This is a genomic window from Bradyrhizobium sp. UFLA05-89, from assembly GCF_059803475.1.
Genome location: NZ_JBANBA010000146.1, coordinates 1 through 17,272, shown reverse-complemented (window position 1 = coordinate 17,272; position 17,272 = coordinate 1). Strand labels below are relative to the sequence as shown.

15 protein-coding genes and 3 pseudogenes are annotated in these 17,272 nt (G+C 57.0%); 6 read left to right on the top strand and 12 right to left on the bottom strand.

What is annotated here, in order from left to right; translation table 11 throughout:
• Together SO139_RS41455 and SO139_RS41450 are read left to right on the top strand one after the other, a co-directional pair.
• Positions 1–514, top strand: a 514-nt coding sequence (locus SO139_RS41455; RefSeq protein WP_498541847.1) for a hypothetical protein, incomplete at its 5' end; no start/stop codon positions are given.
• Positions 515–986: 472 nt separating this feature from the next.
• Positions 987–1,229 (top strand): annotated as a pseudogene (locus tag SO139_RS41450) (type II toxin-antitoxin system HicB family antitoxin); the annotation flags it as partial.
• A 94-nt stretch (positions 1,230–1,323) separates the two neighbouring features.
• On the opposite strand, the gene SO139_RS41445 reads toward SO139_RS41450, so the two are convergent.
• The 4 genes from SO139_RS41445 to trpD form a co-directional block, all read right to left on the bottom strand.
• Positions 1,324–1,623 (bottom strand): hypothetical protein, encoded by a 300-nt coding sequence (locus SO139_RS41445; RefSeq protein WP_449380765.1) that lies wholly within the window; start codon positions 1,621–1,623, stop codon positions 1,324–1,326.
• Positions 1,624–1,692: 69 nt separating this feature from the next.
• Positions 1,693–2,193: a flavin reductase family protein gene (locus SO139_RS41440; RefSeq protein ID WP_449380764.1), complete on the bottom strand. Its 501-nt coding sequence runs from the start codon at positions 2,191–2,193 to the stop codon at positions 1,693–1,695.
• Positions 2,194–2,383: 190 nt separating this feature from the next.
• Positions 2,384–3,211, bottom strand: a complete 828-nt coding sequence (gene trpC / locus SO139_RS41435; RefSeq protein ID WP_498541846.1) for an indole-3-glycerol phosphate synthase TrpC — start codon at positions 3,209–3,211, stop codon at positions 2,384–2,386.
• A 5-nt stretch (positions 3,212–3,216) separates the two neighbouring features.
• Positions 3,217–4,233: an anthranilate phosphoribosyltransferase gene (gene trpD, locus SO139_RS41430; RefSeq protein ID WP_449380762.1), complete on the bottom strand. Its 1,017-nt coding sequence runs from the start codon at positions 4,231–4,233 to the stop codon at positions 3,217–3,219.
• 1,780 nt (positions 4,234–6,013) lie between these two features.
• Here trpD and SO139_RS41425 point away from each other — a divergent pair.
• Entirely contained in the window at positions 6,014–6,280 is a 267-nt protein-coding gene (locus SO139_RS41425) for a hypothetical protein (RefSeq protein WP_449380761.1), read from the top strand.
• Positions 6,281–6,495: 215 nt separating this feature from the next.
• On the top strand, positions 6,496–6,828 hold the full coding sequence (locus tag SO139_RS41420) for an H-NS histone family protein (protein WP_498541845.1): 333 nt from the start codon (positions 6,496–6,498) through the stop codon (positions 6,826–6,828).
• 439 nt (positions 6,829–7,267) lie between these two features.
• Here SO139_RS41420 and SO139_RS41415 read toward each other — a convergent pair whose 3' ends face one another.
• The 4 genes from SO139_RS41415 to SO139_RS41400 all read right to left on the bottom strand — a co-directional run bounded on the left by SO139_RS41415 (position 7,268) and on the right by SO139_RS41400 (position 10,436).
• The gene (locus tag SO139_RS41415; protein ID WP_498541844.1) at positions 7,268–7,921 is read right to left on the bottom strand and encodes an FkbM family methyltransferase; all 654 of its coding nucleotides are present in this window, start codon (positions 7,919–7,921) and stop codon (positions 7,268–7,270) included.
• Positions 7,922–8,209: 288 nt separating this feature from the next.
• Positions 8,210–8,662, bottom strand: coding sequence for a response regulator transcription factor (locus tag SO139_RS41410; RefSeq protein ID WP_498541843.1), 453 nt, complete (start codon positions 8,660–8,662; stop codon positions 8,210–8,212).
• A gap of 594 nt (positions 8,663–9,256) precedes the next feature.
• Positions 9,257–9,673, bottom strand: coding sequence for a DUF7694 domain-containing protein (locus SO139_RS41405; protein ID WP_449380757.1), 417 nt, complete (start codon positions 9,671–9,673; stop codon positions 9,257–9,259).
• Positions 9,674–10,100: 427 nt separating this feature from the next.
• Complete coding sequence (locus SO139_RS41400; RefSeq protein WP_498541842.1) at positions 10,101–10,436, bottom strand: hypothetical protein; 336 nt, start codon at positions 10,434–10,436, stop codon at positions 10,101–10,103.
• A gap of 743 nt (positions 10,437–11,179) precedes the next feature.
• On the opposite strand from SO139_RS41400, the gene SO139_RS41395 reads away from it, so the two are divergent.
• Complete coding sequence (locus SO139_RS41395) at positions 11,180–11,302, top strand: hypothetical protein (protein ID WP_449380755.1); 123 nt, start codon at positions 11,180–11,182, stop codon at positions 11,300–11,302.
• Between the two features lie 173 nt (positions 11,303–11,475).
• On the opposite strand, the gene SO139_RS41390 is transcribed toward SO139_RS41395, so the two are convergent.
• The 4 genes and pseudogenes from SO139_RS41390 to SO139_RS41375 all read right to left on the bottom strand — a co-directional run bounded on the left by SO139_RS41390 (position 11,476) and on the right by SO139_RS41375 (position 16,010).
• Entirely contained in the window at positions 11,476–12,723 is a 1,248-nt protein-coding gene (locus tag SO139_RS41390; RefSeq protein WP_449380754.1) for a dicarboxylate/amino acid:cation symporter, read from the bottom strand.
• A 48-nt stretch (positions 12,724–12,771) separates the two neighbouring features.
• Positions 12,772–13,626, bottom strand: a complete 855-nt coding sequence (locus SO139_RS41385) for an electron transfer flavoprotein subunit beta/FixA family protein (RefSeq protein ID WP_449380753.1) — start codon at positions 13,624–13,626, stop codon at positions 12,772–12,774.
• A 1,889-nt stretch (positions 13,627–15,515) separates the two neighbouring features.
• Positions 15,516–15,791, bottom strand: a pseudogene (locus tag SO139_RS41380) (hypothetical protein); the annotation flags it as partial.
• An 18-nt stretch (positions 15,792–15,809) separates the two neighbouring features.
• Positions 15,810–16,010, bottom strand: coding sequence for a hypothetical protein (locus tag SO139_RS41375; protein ID WP_449380752.1), 201 nt, complete (start codon positions 16,008–16,010; stop codon positions 15,810–15,812).
• 909 nt (positions 16,011–16,919) lie between these two features.
• Here SO139_RS41375 and SO139_RS41370 point away from each other — a divergent pair.
• Positions 16,920–17,198, top strand: a pseudogene (locus tag SO139_RS41370) (GDP-mannose 4,6-dehydratase); the annotation flags it as partial.
• Positions 17,199–17,272: the final 74 nt, after the last annotated feature.

The following is a 17,272-nucleotide window of genomic DNA, read 5'->3' as shown; positions in this document are numbered from 1 at the left end:
GACAAAGCCCGCGCCAAACTCGGCCGCGCCTATCCAGCTGCCGCCAAAGAGTCAAAACCACTGTGATGAACCACTAGTCGGGTCAAACCTTCATCCCTCTGCTTCGCAATCCTGCTGGCGCCAAACCCGTCAACGCCTCCGCGACGAAATGCCCATCATGCGACATGCGCAAGCGAGCGAGGCCTATCACGGGCGTCATGCAGTTTCCGATCGTTCTAGAGCCAGTCTCGGTTATATTCGTCGCGGTATCAACCTCCCGCGCATTCAGCGCACGCCAGATCTTCGGGGCGACCCGCGTCTCGCCTCCGACACTCAAGGTCAATCCCAGGACTTCCGGCGGTGGTACGGGTTGGCTGTGCGGGCATCAGCCGCGACTCGCTCGGGGTCCCAATCAGGTCTTGAAATCAGCGCGCGCCGGATCTTCGCGCTCGACCAGGCGCTGCGACGTTCGCTTCCCAACAACGAAATAGACGAACCCGTAACCTGGAATGAATGCCGACAAGGCGGCATTTAGGATGGACCTGTTCTGAAAACTTCGAAATATCCCGATCGTCCGGCTCGCAAGTACGGCAATCGTCCAAACCCAGTGCAAGACGGATAAACTCAAGACCGAACCCCCACCCGACGTGTCCAACTAGCTCCAAGCAAAAACGGCCTCAGTTGGCCCGGGGGGGGGCAAATGCTGAGGCCGTTCTGCTCGATCTGCAAAACAGCTCGAGCTTGGTTGAAACGCGGTCTATGGTTGTTTGTTCCCGAATAGGAACGTCACTCGGCCGCTCTATTCGAGCAGAGCATGCATCTGAAGACTCCACGACCCGCAGTTTACAACCGATACCAATCCGCTAGTGGCGAACGGATTTGCCCAAAGCAACGAACGAGGTGCTGCGTGGACTCATCCGACGTCTCCCGGGAGAGTTCTGGAAACGCATCTGAACAGTTGAAAATGAAAGGCATAGAGAGAGCGATCGGCCCGGAGAGCAGCTTTCATGAGATACTACCTTGCTTTGATCCACAAGGACGCGGACAGCGACTACGGCGTCTCGTTTCCTGATCTTCCCGGCGTGAGCACCGCTGGTACGGATCTGGACGATGCGCGCGCCAGGGCCGCTGAAGCCTTGGCCCTTCATCTGGAAGGTATGGCAGCAGACGGCGAGGCCTTACCTGAGCCCCCCTCTCTCGAGGCGATCATGGCGAGCGCTGAGAACAGGGACAGCGTCGCCGTTCTCATGCCAGCGGCTGCAGGGCATGATCTGTGATACGCCTGAATATATAATGCCCGTGCGCGCGTGAGCGTCTCGCGCGATGGCTCGGGCGGTGAAGGCTTCAGACCACTCTTTCGATGTGTGCACGGATCGCATTTACTTTGAGATCGATCCAGCCTCGTTCGCGGGCACGATCGACCATCTGGCTGTAGGCCACGTCCCAATCTCGATTGTCGTTCGGACGACCAGGCAGGTTCGGCACTAGATCGATAGGAACCAACGCATTGTCCTGATCAACGACGGTAATTCCTCCGAGCCTTGGTGGAACACCGAGCGCACCTCTCAAAACGAGCTTGAACCCGGAAAAGTCGAGCGGCTCCGTCAGACGGATGCCGCGGTCGGGCGAGCATTCTACGATCATAACTTGGCTCCATCCATTTCAACCACACGTCTAGCTGTCAACGCTAAAAGGCCATTGCAAACACTGCGTTCAATCATGTGGCAATGTTCGAAGTTTGCCGCGACAGTTGATAAGCGGATTGCCATCGCCTGGGCGCACCGCAACGGTTCGGCCGATAAATAGCCCATGCGTGCCAATGACCTGGTAATGGTGCAAGAGGCATTCGAGCGCGCAGATTGCGCCCTGCAATAGGGGTACGTCGAGAATCCCCTGATCCCAAGTAGCCGTATCGAACCGCTGGAGACCTTGGGAGCCATCCCGGCCGGCGAATCGCAGAGCGATCTCCTGATGATCAATAGCAAGAAGGCTGACGCCAAACCTGCCGGTCGCAAGTATCGCATCGTGAGTCCCGGAATTGATGTTAATGCCGACCAGCAAACAAGGGGGCTCTATACAAATCGAGGTGATAGAACTCACCGTTAACCCGCGCCGTTCAAGTGCCGATCCGGTCGCCACGATGGCAACGCCGCTGGCCAGATTTCGCATGGCCTGCCGAAACTCGATCGCCTCGATTGATCGAATATCGCTCATCTGACAAGGCAACCCAAGATCAGCAGCCCCCTACGAATCGACATCCAAGTTCGATCGTTCGCGGGATGCGGGCCTGGCCTTGCCCACCGCTCACGGCTCTCCAGGCCGGCATCCGAGGCGTTCGTGCGAAAGGTACCGTTCTCGGAGTGAATAAGAGTGTGCCGCAACAGTTGGCTGGAGACTTTGCGTGTCATTGACGCGACCCGCTCGCCGCGGCTTGGTTTGGTGAAAGTAGCGCGCGAGTTGCTGCTGCGAGGTCTGACTGACGCATGAGACTTTCGCCTACGAGGAAAGTCGAGACGCCGGCTCGCGAGAGCCGCGCCAGATCATCGAACGCACAGATGCCGCTTTCGCTGACAATCAGGCGATCCTTCGGGACGAGCGGCGCCAGCGTTTCACTTGTTTTAAGGTTTGTCACAAAGGTGCGCAGGTTTCGGTTATTGATACCGATCATCTTCGAGCGAAGCTTAAGGGCGCGATCGAGCTCTGCTCGATCATGAATCTCGACCAACACGTCCATACCATACGCTAAAGCCGCAGCTTCGAGGTCACGAGCGGCCCCGTCGTCCAGCGCCGCCATAATCAGCAGAATGCAGTCGGCACCACGGGCGCGAGCCTCGATGACCTGATACGTGTCGAAAATGAAGTCCTTGCGCAAAACTGGCAGGTTTGTGGCCGCCCGCGCCGCCTCCATGAAGTCAAGATCGCCCATGAAAGACACTTTGTCCGTCAAGACCGAGAGGCAGGCGGCGCCCCCTGCTTCATAGGATCTGGCAAGCGATGGCGGGTGGAAGTCCGCGCGAATGAGCCCCTTCGACGGCGACGCTCTCTTGATCTCTGCGATGAGAGCATAGCTACCCGACGCGTGTTTCTTGTGAATTGTGCTGATAAAGCCGCGCGGCGAAGGCGAGCGGCGCGCTCGCGCGTCGATCTCGGCACGCGGAAGCGTCCGCCTGGCAGCTGCGATCTCTTCGCGCTTATATGTCTCAATCTTCGTCAGAATGTCGGGATAGATCATGCCGTCTATTTGGAATTGGAGACTGCGACCAGAAGCTTCAAGCGGCCGGCGGCGGCGCCACTGTCGAGTGATGCCTGTGCGATGGCCACGCCTTCCTTCAGAGTTGTGGCCCGTCCGGCCACTATAAAGGCCGCTGACGCGTTCAAGAGAGCAACATCGCGATACGGGCCGCGCACGCCCTCAAGCACGCCTTGCAGTGCAACCGCGTTGCTATCGGGGTCCCCGCCCTTCAATCCCTCCCGTCCGCAAAGAGGTAACCCGGCTTCTTCCGGCGTCATCTCGAAGGTCCGAATCTCGCCCTTTTCGAGCGCGGCGACAAAAGTGGGACCGGTGAGCGTGATCTCGTCGAGCCCATCGCAACCGTGAACCACCCATACCGATTCCGCGTTAAGCCTCTTCGAAACCTCCGCTAGAGGCTGCACCCACCGGCGCGAAAACACCCCGATCACCTGCCGCTTGACGCAGGCAGGATTGCAGAGGGGCCCGACGAGATTAAAGATTGTGCGGGTCGCGAGTTCGACGCGAGTTGCACCCACGTTCTTCATCGCCGGATGATGGGTCGGCGCAAACATGAACCCAATTCCGGCATCCCGGATACAGCGGGCGACTTCTTCTGGCTCCAAATCGATCTTCACTCCGAGCGAGGCCAGTACATCGGCGGAGCCTGAGCGCGAGGATAGGGCGCGGTTGCCGTGCTTGGCGACAGGAATGCCGGCACCCGCCACAATGAAAGAAGCACACGTTGAGACGTTGAGCGAACCGGAACCGTCACCGCCTGTGCCCGCGATGTCGACCGAATCGGGCGGTGCACTGACCGATCGCATTCTGCTGCGCATCACGGAAACTGCGCTGGCCACTTCTTCCGCTGTCTCCCCGCGCACCCTCAGCGCCAGCAACAAAGCGCCCATCTGCGAGGGCGTGGCCGCGCCGGATAGCATACTGTCGAATGCCAGGGCCATTTCCTGGTGGCTCAGGGGGGCGCCGCTGGCGACTTTGCCCATGATCAATTTGAGATCCATCAAGCGCTCTCGGACTGAGCGGAGTTGCTGCTGGCGTTTCCGGAACGGGCAGGCGCGGCCTCGTAGATCGCGGCAATTGTCGTTGGCGCCGTCGAGCGAAACCGACTGCAAGATGCTTCAGATCTCGTTGCCACCACAGCCGGCACCTTCAGATTAGCAATCACGTGCATGACATGCGCTATTGTGGCGCGTGGTCACGATCGATTTCTTGAAGCCTACAACTTGACGCTGCGGGAGCTTCAAGCGATTTCAGCGAACGGAAAGACCAGCCACTGGCAAATGAGAGGCGCGCTCTCGAAACCGGCGTGAGTCCGTCTGGCTAACATTCGCCAAACTACTCACACTCGACGCTCCTCTCTGCGGAGCTCGATCTTGCCATCGGGCGATTCGTTGCGCCTGGAGCGCCAGGGATGTCGTCGCGTGCGGGTTTAAGCGCCTAGCGCCAGCTGCGATCACTGCGCGCCTCGCCTGGCGCACCTTGGTCAATTGTTCCGCCGCGACTGCGATTGAGCAGCAACGCGCGCGACCAAACAGAGAGAAATCGCCTGCCAAATACCAGGAATGGCCAGCGCACTTGGTCAACGGCGCGGCGATGGCAATTGCCGAGGTCTGAAATCGCAATCTCCAGACGGGATGCTGCCCGAGCAAGATTGGCGTCGATCTTTCAATCTGACGTCATCTCCTTGTTCAATATCGCCCTGCCCAACCGTCTTGGCTTTTCAATGGCCCCAGGTGGCTGTTTCGCCCTCGCTTTGCAACAGGGCATTCAAGAGGAGACCCCCGCCGGTGCACTCGGCGGGGGCACTGCGGGTGGATGACGCGAGGCTCGCAAGCGAGGTGTCGCATTAAGGACCCGCAATCATCAAAGGAAAGGCCCGTAGCTACCGATGAGCCGGAACATCATCTTCCGTGTCAATCGCCTGGGCTGCACTTCCTCATCATCTGGCTCGGCCCAAGGTTTTCTCGAGCTCCGCTTCCGATCACCAAGCCTCAATATGCTCTGCGCTTGGGCGATTGAATAGGACGTTCTGAAACGCGGGAAATGGGCCGAAATGAGGCCGCGTGTAAACGGTAGCGCTCACGCCGCTTATGAGAACGCCATGCGCGCAGGGTGTACCCTGCTGCGAAACCTATGAACAGGATTGATAGTAAAACGAAAACTGCAGTCATTGAGAATTCTCAGTTTGCAGAGCGGTTGCGCTTTTTTGGATCGGCAACAAGGACATCATGACACGGCCCTTCGTGTTCTTTTTGGGTTGAAGTCATTTTGGCATCATACAACTTGACGCTTGGTCCGATTCAAGCCCTGTGGCCGGAGAGTCCTGCTGCGGAGGCAACTGCCGTCGCAACCTCACTCAAAGCGCGCCCTGCCCGGGACGAACTGGTGACGTCGGGGCACTTCGCTCACCGTATTTGAAGGCGTTACCTTGGTCGCACTATCTCGTCGGCCAGAACGAACCAACTGTGCGGCCGATGACTGTTGCTGGCATTACGGTCCACGCGGGAAACATCCGCCCCTCACCAACGTCGCTTTTCGGAACCGAGAATCGGAAGGTCTTCAGTAGCAGGCCATCAAATCCACTTGTCGGATTTATCGCGACAGGCGCCTGAACGCCGAAATGCCCTCGAGGCCGCACGCGGAGATGGAACGGTCTCCCCGGACTCAGGATTAGAGAGCGTCGCTTGATTGTAATCGGTTTTCTTGCAGCTTGACGGGCGGTTCACCGATCCTTCACAACCTATCGATGGACACCCCGCGCAACTGCGATGCGAAGGCTACGAAATGAAGGTCAAAGAACTTATTGAGCTTCTCTCAACATGTGAGCAGGATGCTGATGTCATCATTCCGGATTCATTTTCATCACGCAGGGCCTTCGCAGTGGTGAAAGCCGTCCAGACCGGATGGACCTTTAATCCCCAGCTTGCCATTGAGGATATGTCGTTTTGGATTGATGGGGTTGAATATGCTGAGCCGCCGCGTGGTAGCCATATAGCTCGTGGAGTGAGATTGCTCGGTCCAAAATGTGGACCAGTACTTGCATTCCAGTAGATTCACATAGGCGCTAACGTCGTTGAAGCATCAAGCTTTAGGGCATCGATTGTTTTTCCCCTCGCCCCTCCAGCAACGTTGCGCTGCTTCCAGCTCTTCATTTGCGGCGTCCTTCATGAGGTCGTTCTTTTGCCACTCTGGAATCGCGCCTTGTGTATTACTTCGCACGCCGCTATTTAATGCACGATGAGATTTCCCCGTAGTGGCCGATCGCAATGAAAATGAATGACCTGAAGTCAATGACCGTCGATGAGTTGTGGAGTCTCCACGAGAAGGTGGCTGCGGCTCTCGCTCAACGGATTGCGGCAGAAAAGGTCAAACTAGAGGAGCGGCTGCGCAAGATCGGAGGGGTCGACAAGGTTGCCCGGCCCACCCGTGAGCGCCGCCCCTACCCGCCAGTGCGGCCAAAGTATCGAAACCCGAAAAACCCAGCGCAAACTTGGTCAGGGCGTGGCAGATTACCCCGATGGCTCAGCCCGCAAATTCGTGCGGGTCGGAAACTGGATGATTTCCTCATCGATCAATCTGCGCGAAAACGTCGCCACTAAAGCCTGACAGGTCAGTCAATCATGGCTGCCTCAACTCGATGCGTCCGTGCTTACCGCATCTGAGCTTATCGTCTCTGACCGACCTCGGGCTGCTTCTCGCACGTCTCACAGGTGCTCAATGTCTCGGCATCGCCAAGGCTTCGACTCGCAATTTTTGCACCTTCTGGGCTTAGCGATAGAATAACGCGAGCACCCCGTGCGGTGAGCCCACGAGGACGCAAAGATTCTATGATTTCAATACCCCCTTAACCTACTATTTCGGGTCACCTCTTGGGACGCCAACGCCCTTCAGTGGAGGGATAGCTGTCGGCTCGACGGCGGAGTAGAGGTCACGTACCAGGATCATGAGTTTGACTAAGAAGCCTATTCCGACTTGTCGGCCTTCTGTTTGCGCTCGATAGCGAACATACCTTGCGGCAAACAGAAGGCCGAATCCGAGTTAGCAGTTTTTATTCCGAAGCAATACGTCACCCTCCACTGCGCGGGGATAGAGAGTCACCACTTCGAACGATGGTAGGAGCTCGAGAATGGCTTGCAGGGATAGCTGCCCTTCGTAAAGCTCCCGGTCGCTATATTCCGTGTAGATGAAGCGCGTATTGCTCAGGGTACGTCCGCCACCAGCGATGACATCGGATTCTGCTCCCTGAACATCCATCCATATCAAATCAATCTTGTTTACGTTAGCTTCGCTGCTCCAGTCATCCAACCTCCGGGTTTCGACGGAAATTGGCTGATCGAATCGAACCCAATCGTACTCAGCTAGATGGTTTTTTGGCCGGCGTATTGAGCCCGACAGATCCCATCCCTCCGCCTCTCCATCCCCATTGCTTGGATGAAATTCAATCAGGCCATTTCGATCGCTGATCGCGACCTCAAATAGCTTCACATTGTTGAGGTCTTGCATGTTCTTCTTGAAGCGAAGGACCGCTCGAGGATCGGGCTCAAAGCAATAGAACCGCGCCTCTGGGCACAGCTGGAGAAAACGTCGCGTATCAGTTCCGTCATAAGAACCGATGTCCAAGATAACGGGGTTTGGATTTCCCAGACGTGAAACGATCTGGCGGTGTACTTCTAATGGGTTAGGGTCTAGCATGCTTTAGGCCTTTCGCAGAAATTGCGTTTTTGAGCTTCGGTAGAGTTTCTCTGAGCGCCGGAACTATTTCCACTGCACGTCATGACGTGCGCATATCCCGGCATGTGGTGATGTCAGCCATCGTTTCTCCGACGCTTTAGCCTTTTTGAACTCGAATCTTTGGAAAGGCAGCTCGCCGCTTTGAAGCCCTTCGAGTTCGGCGGATCATAACCTTGCACCCATTCGGCCGTCAGGCGCCCACCGTACTGGTCACACACGAGGGACTCTGGAAGTTGCGAACAGCAATATTCAAGCGCGGCTCCGAATCGTCGTCTGGTCTTTGAGTGCCGATTTGATGCACGCGAGCAGTTCGCTATTGCTGAATGGCTTGTGCAGGAATCGCGACACCCCGGCTTGCAGCGCGCGAGCCCGGCTGTCGTCGTCGGGACCTGCGAGAACCAGAATGGTGGGAATCGCGTTTCCGGATGCGACAAGGCGCTCGCATAAATTTAGTCCACTTGCGCCCGGCAATTGCATGTCCGAGATCAAACAAGACGTGCTGATGAAACGCTTCGAATTCACAAATTCATCTGCACTGTGGAACAGATCTGGCACATAGCCTGCCGAGATAAGCATCTCCAATATCGGTTGATGGACTGCCCGATCGTCGCACACAACGGCGATGATATCGAGCGTATGGGCCATTCGGACCAGATCAAGGAAGGACTTCTTCTGCAACTTGGGCGCGACGTGACGCGCCACCTGACCGCACTCCACACGATCCTTTTGAAGAAACATTAGACACCTTAAATCGACAACTCTCGCCTTCGCCACGAGGCTAAAGTGCCGTCGAGGGGAGGCTCAATTGTACGGAGGTAGGAGGCCAACATCGAAGAGGTTGGAAAAACTATACGAAGGTTTGCCGATAGTCATTTACCACGGGCATCTGGCGCGCTTTCTGCTGGTCCACGAAAACACCTTCCAAATTGGCATCCGACCTCGATTGAGATTTCTTTTTCGTTGCCAATCATTCCGATGCGCCTGAGTTAAAGTCTCATCGGCATTTGTTATCAGCGGTTCTCGGTAGTTCGTAAAATCGATTGTATTGATAGATTATATCCGAACAGTGGATGGGTTCGCCGTCGTAGATAAAGCGGGCGAGCACACGAAAAGGATGACTGCCCAGCGCGATGAATTATCGATCCCAGCGCGAAATTCTTGAACACCACCAAGCGGAAAAATTGGCGATCAATTGCATTCTTCCGACGGATCTTGCGGGCAGCGCGCTATACGTCACGATCGGGATGAGCCCCAGTTCTTAACCGTGCGAGCTCTAAGACCGCTCCATGGTCAGGGTTACCTGACTCGCATTTGTGCAGCCAGCGTAGCCGCTTCGGAAGGGCCAAGCCCAACTATGCCCACAAACCCCGAGGGCGGCATCGGAATTTCCTGGCTAGTCGGCCTCCAGAGATGCAGACAGTATCGGCTGTTGTTCACGTATTCGGACTGGGGCGGATGCAGCTGCATCACGCACTCTTCCTCATCCCAAAAGAGGTCCTTGACGAAGCACATCTCCTGCCAGTTCGGACAACGCCGCGGTGTTGAGACGGAGACATGTTCCCAGCGCGGGCGGAGCAATCCAATGACCCTGAGCTTGCAGCCACAGGGCCCCTGGACAAAGAAAAGACCACAAGGACCTGATCCGGGTGGGCTGGCGAATTGTCCATGATGTACGCGACCAGCCTCGAGCTGGCTCCCAATCCGTGCTCTCATGCTACCTCTCTTGCCTCGCAGATAAGTTGAATCCAACGCAGATCACGTTCTGCTCGAACCTTCTTTCTTCGCTTCAGACAAGCACTGCCACGTAATGGCAGTAAGCTCCTTGTATTGTCATGATGTGCAGGGCACATGTCGCAACGCACCCCGTCTTTCGATAAAGCCGCCAGACAGCCCTACCTTTCAATCCGCCTACCTTGTGCGCCGATGGGATGCGCCGTTGTTCCGCGCGGACAGCCCAGCAAGTCGCGAACGGTTCACGACTTGGGGCGAGGCGCGATCGCGCTGAGGATAGACAGGCGTCCCAGGCACAACGCTTTTGGACGCTACTCTCGCCCCGCTCTCGGTGGCATGGTCGCTCGATCCGTGGACGACCCGACCTCGGCTCGAGCTTTCTTAGGTGCGCATGAAGCAACGCATCAGTTTACTCAGACAACATGTTGGCGCCGCCATCGTCCGACCAAGCCATTGCTGTCTCGGCTGGGCAGTAGGGGAACGTCGTGGCGGTGGCGCGCTCGACCGGCCGAGACGAGGCTGTGGCCATTTGACCGGTGGCGACTTCAATCGACCTCATCCTATAACTTGCGGCACCCTTCTGCCGGCAACCGAGGTCGCCAAACGGCCACACCCGAGCAGTTGGCTGCTCCTGCACCAACTCAATGGCTGCTTTCTCCTGCATGGCCACCGCGTGCAGGCGCTTCGAAACGCGCGCTGTCACCAGTAGCATCCCGGATTTCGCTGATCCTTCTTCGTCGCGCATTCAATCATAACGCTCTACACAGGTGCTTGACGTAGCGGGCAATCAGCTCTCTCGACTGAATTGACCTACGGGTCACCCACGATTGTCTCTAATCCTACAACTTGACGCTACGTCAGGTTCAAGTCATTCCATGAGGCCGGTCACACTTTTTGTCTACCGGCCAGCGACCCACTTTGATGACGGCAACCTTTGCTGCTCGGCGCGACGACAGCTGCTAAAATGTTTGGCAGCTACAAGATCAGGATTGGTGCGACTTCAAACCGCTTCGTTCTTTACAATGGTTTACCATTCCGGCCATGAACCGTGCTAAGAAGGTGGCGGGAGCTAAAGAAGGGGACAAATCATGCAGGCGCGGCGGACCTGGGCCATCAACTCTCCAACACGTCGTGACGCGGACATCCAGCGACTTCAGTCTCAGCTAGATCGACTGAGCCAACGCCTGGACGCACTTGAATGTCACGCTCCAGAACTCTCCAGTATCGCGGCTATTCGCGCAAGAGCTCTTATGATATCTCAGGAAATTGAGGATATGCGTTGCTCGGCTGAAGCGATCGACGCGTTAACGGAGCTTCTTCGGAGATAGCTTTGACGTATTGCAGCGCCGCCGCAGAGCGCCTCCGTTGCGACCTAGAGCAGTGCCTAACTTAGACCTCAATGCGCCGTCTCAAGATGCGCCTTCGGCTTCTTCGATAAGCCAGCCGCCATGTCCCCGAACTATCAAGATGATGTGGAAATCGGCTAAGTTGCGGCTCAATCAAATTCAATGTGGCTTTGAAATTCTCTACGGTTTTGACATTGCCATTCTGACAACCGAGATCCCGGGCATCTTCGGCTATTCATGGTTCGACGACGGCACCATCGTGTAACTCTCACGGTGCGGTTGCAACGTGCGCTGTTGCTTCTTCCGCCGACGCGCAGAGATCATCGGCGCGTGCCGATCCAACTGCCAAGCCGTAACGAACTTGTCGCTCTCGTGCTCGTCCTATCATCGGCCAGCAAGCGCGGGGGCGCGCCTAATCGATGATGCTCGCCGATCGATCTACCGGCAAACTCGCCCATTGAGCTTCTTGCGGTCGAGCTCGCCCTCCCACCAGGCAACGACCACGCAGGCGATGCCGTTGCCGCAAAGGTTGGTCAGCGCGCGACATTCGCTCATGAACTTGTCGATGCCGAGCACGATCGCCATGCCCGGCACGAGCCGCGGATCGACAACCGCGAGCGTCGCGGCAAGCGTAATGAAGCCGGCGCCCGTGATGCCGGAGGCGCCTTTCGAGGTCAGCATGGCCACCACCAGGATGGTGATCTGTTGGCCCAAGGTGAGATCGACGCCGAGCGCCTGCGCGATGAACAGGGTCGCCAGCGTCATGTAGATGTTGGTGCCGTCGAGGTTGAACGAATAGCCGGTGGGTACCACCAGGCCGACCACGGATTTCGAGCAGCCGAGGCGCTCCAGCTTCTCCATCAAAGACGGCAGTGCGCTTTCCGAGGACGAGGTGCCGAGCACGATCAGCAGCTCGTCCTTGATGTAGGCGAGAAATTTGAAGATCGAGAAGCCGGCGACCCGCGCGATGGTACCGAGTACGATGAACACGAACAGCGCCGCCGTGGCGTAGAAGGTCGCGATCAACCCGATCAGATTGAGGATCGCGGCGGTGCCGAATTTGCCGATGGTATAGGCCATCGCGCCGAACGCGCCGATCGGCGCTGCGTGCATCACAATCGAGATGACGCCGAACACGGCGTGCGCGGCATCGTCGATGAAGTTGCGGATCAGTTGGCCGCGCTCCCCGAGCCCCATGATGGCGAAGCCGAACAACACCGAGAAAAGCAACACTTGCAGGATTTCGCCCTGCGCGAAGGCGCCGACCACGGTGTCGGGAATGATGTGCAGGATGAAGTCGACAGTCTTCTGTCCCTCGGCTTGCCTGGCATAGCTTGCGACCGCCAGAGCGCTGGCCGCCCCACTGCCGAAGCCCGCGCCCGGCTTGACGAGATTGCCGACGATAAGCCCGATCAAAAGGGCGAAGGTCGAAACGATCTCGAAGTAGATCAGCGACTTGACGCCGATGCGGCCGACCTTCTTGGCGTCCTGGATATGGGCGATGCCGGAGACGACGGTGCAGAAGATGATCGGGGCGATCACCATCTTGATCAGCTTGACGAAGCCCTCTCCCATCGCCCTGACCCAGTCGTTGGTGGCGACCGAGGGCCACAGCCAGCCGACGATAACGCCCAGGAAGATGGCAATCAGCACCTGGGCGTAGAGAATTTTGTACCAAGGCTTCATGGATAATACCGCGCCGCGACAGTCGTGAGAGATTTCAACGGCCCATCGCTATGACCTCGAATCAGAAGCGTGTGCCAGGGCTGCAAGTTCAGTTTCAAGCTTTGGCCGGTGCTTAAAGATCGCGTCGATCAACGCTGGTACAGGCTGCTCGGCGCCCTCCACCATCATTGCTTTCTCAGCACGCTTCGGGGGCGCAAAGACACGCTTAACGATAGTCGGCGAGCCCTTAAGACCACATTTCGAGATATCTGCCACACCAGCGTCCTGTGCGTTCCATTTTGCGATGTCAGTGCGTGCCGCACGCAAAGCGTCCCTCATGCCGCCCCGACGGATCTCGTTTGTCGCCTCTAGCATGGTGATGAGACATGGAAGCTTCGTGCGCAGCACCTGCACGCCGCCTTCCGCGCGTCTCTCTACCTCGATTGCGCGTGCCGCGAGATCCAGGTTCGTGATCTCAGCGACGTAGGTGAGTTGAACCACTCCGAGCCGCTTGGCAATACCTGGCCCAACCTGAGCGGTGTCACCGTCGATCGTCTGCTTGCCTGCGAATATGAGGTCGGGCGGGCCGTACTCCTCTCCGATCTTACGAATAGCCGTCGCGAGCGCGTAAGTGGTCGCTAGCGTATCGGCCCCCGCAAACACACGATCGGTGAGCAATACCGCGCGATCTGCACCGAAAGTCAGCGCCTTTCGCAGCGAGTCTTCGGCGGCGGGAGGCCCCATGGTCAGAACGGTGATCTCGCCGCCAATCTTATCGCGTAGCTCCAGAGCAGCCTCGAGCGCGAACAAGTCGTAAGGATTGACGATCGTCGGTACGCCTTGGCGCATGATGGTGTTCGTTACGGGATGCACGCGAATCTGCGCTGAGTCCGGAACCTGCTTTATGCAAACGACGTTGTGCATCGCGTATTTCTCCAAAAGATGCGAGGAATTGGGGTAAAACAGCCAGTCTCATACCGGAGACGGCTTCCACAGTTCGACTGTCGAGGCAATGGGCTGCCGCGGACGCAACTGAAGGCGTCGGTTGTCTTCTTAACAATTTCGACGATCCGTCGCAGGTACGACGACAGAGTTTCTCGCTGGTTCAGGCGGCAAGCGATACTGCGGCCGCGATCCGTCCCGACGTTCCATACGCGTATCCATCCCTTCGGGCGGCCTTTTTACTCTAGGCCGTGTCATTGCGAATTGCCGCCAGGTCGATGCGAGTTCCTGGCTCAGAGAATAGAACAGGGCGGGCCCGACACACGAGCAGGGGCGCATCGGGCCCGCCCCTACATCACCAGACTGAGTGGCGATGTTACGTTGAGCAGAAGCAAGCAACGTGCCGCAACCGACAACGCCGCTCTCAGAAAGCAATTCGTACAAGCGTCTCCGAATGGACCGCTGCTAAACATCAACGTCATTCGAATTGTGGCCAACATAACAATTGATGCTCGTAGTCCTACGCTCGGTTTGGCAACAGTGTACAATCGTGAAAATTCTCAGCGTCACCCTCGAGGCGTGCTGTCATCCATCAGAGGCGTTTCAGGCTTTTTGACTTTGCCAGTGTTTCCTCGATCACTGAGGAACAATTCATCAGTAGAGATTGCGCTTCGAACATGCCTTGCAGGAGAGGGGCCCGGACTGTCCGGCAATCCGAGCCCATAACCTCAGCAACCCGAGCGGTCGGTTGTTCGGCTACAAATACACCGTAGTTGGAAACGCTCGAAAAGCGCATTGATGTCGCTCAACAGCGCTTGTGCCTCCCATTTTGGCAGGCACGAGTCACAATTGTGGATAGCTGCGGACTGGGGACGGTACCTATCATGTACGATGCAAGGTCCTCGAACGCTCGAACAGAGCCTTCTACGGACAGTTCTGCACGATCGGTCTCTGAGGCTTGAATCGTACGTAACGTCAAGTTGTAGCTAGTTCAAAGCAGTCGCCGGTGAATGAGGTCTCCGAACTCAGGCTGTCCGCAAACTTTCAACAGGTGCCGAGCGACAATGATACTGGACAGCATTGGACGGATCTCGGCTTTCTCGATCAGACGCACTGGTTTGCTTAGCTGGCGTGCGCCCAGGCGTAGCGACAGCAAAGACTACGACTTTCATGTTCCTAACGTGGAAGCACCAGGCTAGCCAACGCCGGATGTGTCGTAGCTCATAAAGCGCAGCTAGCCGCGGCTGCCTCCCTCCGCGTCAAGACGAACCGCGATGAGCTTCGAACGCAGCGAGGCTGGTCAGACGCAAACGCAAGCACGCAAAACAAACCGACAGGAATACGATGGCAGATTTTGGACGCCACATCGAACGGAGCGCTTATGGAAGGCGTTGACTTGTTTGCGATGGTGATGGCAGGAATGACGCTAGGCGGCTTGGCCGCAGCCATCGCGCGTGACACGTCCGAGCGCGAGTTATGTTGGTGGGAGCACCTCGCGCTGTGGGCCGCCTCGATCGCTCTATTGTGTTTCATCGTCCACAACATAAGCGGGGCCGGCATGACCGCTGACTCAAATTAGAGCGCGGTCATACCACGAGAGCATCAAGCTGCTGTAAGCTGACGATCGGTGCCATCGAATGGTCCGCTCCATGTGGCATCGGTGCATGAATCGCCGGACGTAACGATTGCCGCAGATTTGCTCATCCGCAGCAATTTCGATGGCCGATGCGCAGAACGAAATCAATCACGTGTCAAGCCGTCTCTCGTCAGCAGAACGGATCATAGTCGGACGTCGCGGACGTTGTCCGCGCTTCCATCATTGACACGGCCTATCGATCATTATCAGCTTCCGTTTGCCCGGAAGCAGATACGTTCGTCTCCGGCTGCAGCACGACCCGTCGCGCTTCCATCACATCGAGGACGGCCCGGCCCTTTTCCGTGATACGCCAGCCACCGTTCATCCGCTCAATGAGCCCCTGCGAAAAGATGTCGAGGTTCTGGACACGAGCGGCCATTCTCTTGGTACGCTCGGCCCAGTCTCGACCGCTCGTCGCTAAAATCGCCATATCACGTTTAAGCTCCGCCATCGACGCGAACCCGTCCGGATAGCTCACAAGAATCTTTAGAACGGTAACCTGGAAATTCACCTGAGTTATTGTCGGCGTCTACCGCCACATGGTCGGTGCTTCTCGAAGCGCTTCGACACCAATCTGTTTGAGGCGGCCGGGTATCCTTTCGCCTCTGGTTGCGGCTTCCAGAAGCTTAGCGGCAACATGTGCGCGGACGCCCGTCTCGTATCGGGAAATGCTCGCGCAGACCTCCTCAAGCACAGCGCGCAGAAGCTCGGCGGTAGCGGTATCCAGCATTTGGAGATCTCCCCCGTCGTCTCGTGAGGAAGATAATACGGATCGCGTGTTCCTGAATTCAAGTGAGATAGATCACGTATCTTCCAATACTGCTTCTTCCAGCTGTCTCAGAGAGTCCCGAGGCGTTTGCTCAATTCGTCGTTTGGAACCCGTTCGGCTTCGATCGCATTTCCCGCTGCGGCATGCTCTAGTTTTGACTCTCGGAGTTCTGCTTCGGCCCGTGCAATGCTCGATTGCAGCCTCGCACTCCCTTATATCCTGCCGGCCTTTTCTCAATGACCTCAACACCGGTCCTGTGCGACCTCAAACTTGAGAAAAGTCCTGCGGAGGCCTTTTTTGCTTGGCGTCTTAAGCGCGGTGACCAGGCAAAAGAGATAAATGGCCAAATCCTGCTACCATGGCGCTTCGCCGAATTTCAAGATGGGCACTACCCGCGTCAATTTCTTCGACTCCCAAGCAACCGGCCCGCACAAAGGTAGAGTCCCTACCGGATGGTAGCTAGCTTTCGACTTTGATTAATGCAAGGAGCTCGCTATCGGCGCATAAATTCCGCACTTGGTTGCGTTTTTCGACGGATTTCACTCGCTCGCAGTGGCACTTCACAACTTTATCTATCTTTGATTGCTCAGCAATTTTCGGCGCTGGAATATGCCGATGCGGGCTCGAAACTGCGTTCAGTGTCTCTGGTGCCGCGCCGGGACGCCCTTGGCGCAGCTGATCTGAACACCTTGCCAGCATAGCGAACCGCAGGGCCAGGCGAAAAAGCTCTGCAAAATCATCGCTATAAACGTCTATTGTCCTTCAGACTCATTTCTTATGACCGCGCAACGGTTTAGCTGCCGGCAAGTACCTACAGCCGGAGGTGAAGGCCCACGGAAATCGATCGGTTCGTTTGCATCAGGGTGAAATTTGACTAATCAAAACTCTCAACGGCGGGTCGCCTTGATCACGCGGTCCTCTTCCTTCAGCACCGCGCGCGTCGATCATCTGTATCAGGACCGGCATGTCGGGAGCGTGCCGTTTCTCATGCACTACGGCGACATGACCGACCCGACCAATCTGATCCGCCTGGTCCAGCAGATCAGACCGACCGAGATTTACAATCTTGCCGCCCAGAGCCATGTCGGCGTCAGCTTTGAAAGCCCGGAATATACTGCGAACGCCGACGCGATCGGTGTGCAGCGCCTAGACCCTATGTTTGCCTTCTGAGGTGACGGGCGGCCCGCCCCGCGGCAAGCTCCTATCGAGGGTTGCGCCGGATG